Here is a 4,126-nt window from a genome sequence, read left to right as displayed (position 1 = left end):
TGCGCTGTCTCGGCGAGCGCGGGTTCGCCCTGCTCAAAGGCCGCTGGCGGATCCTCCAGCACATCACCATCAGCCCCCGCAGAATCGGCGACATCACCCGCGCGGCGCTTGTCCTCACCCATTTCGAGCACGACCACCTACCGGCAATTCGCTGAGATCACCTCATTGAGGTGATCTCAGCGAAATAGTTCGGACGAATTGGGATTTCTTGGACGCCTCTGGTGGCGTTCCGGGCCTATCGGGAGAAGTTGCCGAAGGCCGGAAACAGACGTGGAGCCCCCGGTAGAAGAGCTCTCACCACAAGAAATCCCAGCCTCCGGAAGGCTCCACGTGATTGCTCATCGTGCCACGCTCGACGTCTCCCGCGCACTCGTTCAGCACGCCGCCCGCCTCCTGCATGAAGAACGCCAACTGCGCGGTACGCCGAAAGACAGCCGGGTCTTGAGCCCCTTCCGGCAAGCGGTCATGGTGGTGCGCTGGTTCCGCGGCGAGCACGACATCCCCAAGCTCGGCCGCGATCACCGCGTCTCACGGGCCACGGCCTACCGCTACATCCACGAGGGAATCGAGGTTCTTGCAGCTCAAGCCCCGGATCTTTCCGAAGCTTTGGACCGTGCCCACGCCGAAGGACTGGCCTACGTGATCCTGGACGGCACCCTGATCCCGATCGACCGCTGCGCCGAGCAGACCATCAGCGTCAAGGGCGAACCCATCGACGCCTGGTACTCCGGCAAGGCCCACCAGCACGCCGGCAACCTCCAAGCCCTCTCGGCACCAGACGGCCTGCCGTTGTGGATCGGCGAGGTCGAGCCCGGCACTGTCCATGACCTGTGCGCCGCCCGGACACATGTCGTGGGCGCGTTGTACGCCGCTTCCGCCCGCGGCTTGCCCACCCTCGCCGACAGCGGCTACGAAGGCGCGGGAATCGGCATCCACACGCCGATCAGACAGCCCGAAGGAAACCAGATCCTCAGCCCGGACAACCGCACCTACAACCGGCTCCTACGCGCCCTGCGCTGTCTCGGCGAACGCGGATTCGCCCTGCTCAAAGGCCGATGGCGGACCCTCCAGCACATCACCGTCAGCCCCAGCCGAATCGGCGACATCGCCCGCGCAGCACTTGTCCTCACCCACTTCGAGCACAATTACCTGCCGGAAATTCGCTGAGATCACGTCATTGTCGATCGGGCACTTACCCGTCTGGGAATCGTGATGGAAGAACTGCGTAGCACCGGCCGCATCACCGACCCGCTCGTAATCGTCGGTCCTGCTAATCCGCCGAGAACCAAGTTGGTGCGGCACCACCGGGTGGGCGAGGGGTACATCGCCTCCCGCTACACCGTCTTCGTCGTGTGCATGGCAGATCAGAAACTCGGAGCGTACCGGACGACCTTGAATTCCATCACGGGTGTCCGTGAACCGGAGGAGCAGACGAGCGAATACCGGTATCGCGACATCGTCTCGGTGAACGTCAAGACCGTTCGACTGGATCTCCCACCGGGTGCGCAGAAGACCGAGGACGCTGAGCCTACCTACGCCTTCGTCGACGCCCAGGAGAAGAACACCGTGGCAGAACGGTTCACCCTCGTGGTGCCCGGCGACCGCTTCACAGTCACGACGAAGGTCAGCACCGAGGATGGAAGAGGATCTCGGATCGACTTCTCCAAGGCGGATCGGGCACTGGCCGCGATCCGGCGTCGGATCGCGGCAGCACCGGGCTGAACTAACCGGTGGGCGGTACTGGTATCGAACCAGTAACCCCTCGCTTGCAAGGAGCCAAGATCGCCTATGCAGGGCGGTTGACATGCGTGGGAGCCTCGTTCGCCTCGCGGCATGAGGCCCGCTCGACGTGGCCTAATGGCACGCTAATGGCACGGCGATCATGGGCTTATGTGAGGTTGGCTGGGCTCACAATCACGGCTGATGTGGTCGTTCACGTGGCTCTAATGGCACGTCGATGGCACGCCAATGCTCAAGAGCGTCGACGCTCACGAATCCCCGCCTCGATCCGCAAGCCAACGCCGATCAGGGCCATGATCCATAGACCAACGAGCCATGGCCACGAGGGGGATCGCTCATCGAAGATCAGAATCCCGAACGATATGGCGACACCGGCGACCATGGAGACAGTCCCAATGTTTCGGACCGCTTCATAGTCCTCGGGGGCATTGGGCGGCGAACGGTATGGCTGGGGATCCTCGGACTCAGTCACGGCGGAGAGCATCCCACATGGGATCGAACGGCAGGAATCCCTTTTCTCACGCTCCGCCCTGCCCGATCTTCCCGTCTGCCTCGTCCCACATGCGGTTGCGTCCACGGGAGTGGTGTACGAGTTTGGCCTGTTCACAGGCGTGGCGTCGTGAAATGCAGACGGCCATCGCGTGATCCTTCGAGGTGCAAACCAAGATCGAAGGAGAACACGTGATGGCCGTAGACAGCAGTGTGACGCCTACTCAGTGGCTGGCGAAGCAGATCGAGACCCAGGACCCCGACTTGTTGCGATCCATGGTGAAGACCATGGCCGAGGCGTTGATGTCGGCGGAGGCCGGCAGCCTGTGCGGAGCAGGCTACGGCGAACGCAGCGACGAGCGGACCAACCGGCGCAACGGCTACCGCACCCGCGAGTGGGACACCCGCGCAGGGTCGATCGAGCTGGCCATTCCCAAGCTGCGGTCGGGCTCGTACTTCCCGGACTGGCTGCTGGAACGGCGGCGCCGGGCCGAGCAGGCGCTGATCAGCGTGGTGGCGACCAGCTACCTGCTGGGCGTCTCGACCCGGCGCGTCGACAAGCTCATCGAACAGCTCGGCATCACCCGCATCTCCAAAAGCCAGGTCAACCAGATGGCCAAAACGCTGGATGAGCAGGTCGAGGCGTTCCGCACCCGGGCGCTGGACGCCGGCCCCTACACCTTCGTCTGGCTGGATGCGCTGACTCAGAAGGTGCGCGAGGGCGGCCGCATCATCAACGTGCACGTCCTGGTGGCCACCGGCGTCAACGCCGACGGCCGCCGGGAGATCCTCGGCCTGGAGGTCACCTCAGCTGAGGACGGCGCCGGCTGGCTGGCCTTCCTGCGCGGCCTGGTCGCCCGCGGCCTGTCCGGAGTGCAGTTGGTCATCTCCGACTGCCACGCCGGGCTGGTGGCCGCGATCAGCGCCACCCTGGCGGGCGCGTCCTGGCAGAGGTGTCGCAGCCACTACCTGCGAAACCTTCTGACCTGTGTGAACAAGTCAGCGCAGCCGTTCGTGGCCACCCTGGTGCGCACCGTCTTCGACCAGCCCGATGCCGCCTCGGTACGCGCTCAGCACGCCTGGGTCGTGCAAACGCTGGAAGCCAAGCATCCGGCCGCAGCCGAGCACCTGGACGCCGCCCGCGAGGACCTGATCGCCTTCGCGGCCTTCCCTCGCGAGATCTGGCCGCAAATCTGGTCCAACAATCCGCAGGAACGGCTGAACAAGGAGATCCGCCGCCGCACCGACGTGGTCGGCATCTTCCCCGACCGGCCCTCGATCATCCGGCTGGTCGGTGCCGTCCTTGCCGAGCAGACCGACGAGTGGGTCGAAGCCCGCCGCTACATGGGCCTGGACATCCTGGCCAAGGCCCGCGTCCGCCTCGTCGCCGGCGACACACCGACCCAGAAACCGCTCCCGCAGACACTTACCGCTTAACCTGCAGAAACAGGATCACGCGAAGATCGATTCATACACCACGTCCGTGGACGTGACCCCCACATGCAATGCAGCGGATCAAGGCCAGGGGTCAAGGTGGAGCGCCCTACTGGACGAACGACCTTGACCCCTGGTCTTGATGTGCTGGGCTCTGCCTGGGACGTGGCGGGCGGGAAGATCGGGCTTCCACCTCAGCCAACTGATCCCCGGATTGGACGCGTACGCCGATCATCCCGGAGCTGAGTCCCCCGCCGGAGGCATGCTCTAACCGCTGGTGTTCCGTGCCTGCTTCGGGTGGATGGCCTGTCATGTGTGATCAGCCCAGCCGACTGTGCCTCGACTACCCGTGCGGCTCCCCGCCCGTGACCGGCCCCCAGGCCCCACGGCCGGGGGGGGGCCGAACGGGTGCGACGGCGCATCCCTCCCCATTAACAATTCGCCGAAACCGGCGATTAAACCC

General features: G+C 64.8%; 4 protein-coding genes and 1 pseudogene. 4 read left to right on the top strand and 1 reads right to left on the bottom strand.

Annotated elements, in window-relative coordinates; translation table 11 throughout:
• From ABZ911_RS42970 to ABZ911_RS42960, 3 genes and pseudogenes are all read left to right on the top strand, one after another.
• Positions 1-155, top strand: a pseudogene (locus ABZ911_RS42970) (IS5/IS1182 family transposase); the annotation flags it as partial.
• Positions 156-330: 175 nt separating this feature from the next.
• Positions 331-1,167, top strand: a complete 837-nt coding sequence (locus tag ABZ911_RS42965) for a transposase family protein (RefSeq protein ID WP_358070431.1) — start codon at positions 331-333, stop codon at positions 1,165-1,167.
• Positions 1,168-1,212: 45 nt separating this feature from the next.
• On the top strand, positions 1,213-1,722 hold the full coding sequence (locus ABZ911_RS42960) for a hypothetical protein (protein ID WP_358070428.1): 510 nt from the start codon (positions 1,213-1,215) through the stop codon (positions 1,720-1,722).
• A gap of 250 nt (positions 1,723-1,972) precedes the next feature.
• On the opposite strand, the gene ABZ911_RS42955 is transcribed toward ABZ911_RS42960, so the two are convergent.
• On the bottom strand, positions 1,973-2,212 hold the full coding sequence (locus ABZ911_RS42955) for a hypothetical protein (protein WP_358070425.1): 240 nt from the start codon (positions 2,210-2,212) through the stop codon (positions 1,973-1,975).
• Positions 2,213-2,424: 212 nt separating this feature from the next.
• Between ABZ911_RS42955 and ABZ911_RS42950 the strand changes: the two genes are divergently transcribed.
• On the top strand, positions 2,425-3,666 hold the full coding sequence (locus ABZ911_RS42950; RefSeq protein WP_358070422.1) for an IS256 family transposase: 1,242 nt from the start codon (positions 2,425-2,427) through the stop codon (positions 3,664-3,666).
• Positions 3,667-4,126 lie beyond the last annotated feature (460 nt).

The sequence above is a fragment of the Nonomuraea sp. NPDC046570 genome, assembly GCF_040645915.1.
GTDB lineage: Bacteria > Actinomycetota > Actinomycetes > Streptosporangiales > Streptosporangiaceae > Nonomuraea.
This window is presented reverse-complemented; position numbering and strand designations above follow the sequence as displayed.

What these genes read in the sequence shown, in the direction of transcription:
- ABZ911_RS42960 (WP_358070428.1), top strand. Translation starts at nt 1,213, where the DNA reads ATGGAAGAACTGCGTAGCACCGGCCGCATCACCGACCCGCTCGTAATC.
- ABZ911_RS42950 (WP_358070422.1), top strand. Translation starts at nt 2,425, where the DNA reads ATGGCCGTAGACAGCAGTGTGACGCCTACTCAGTGGCTGGCGAAGCAG.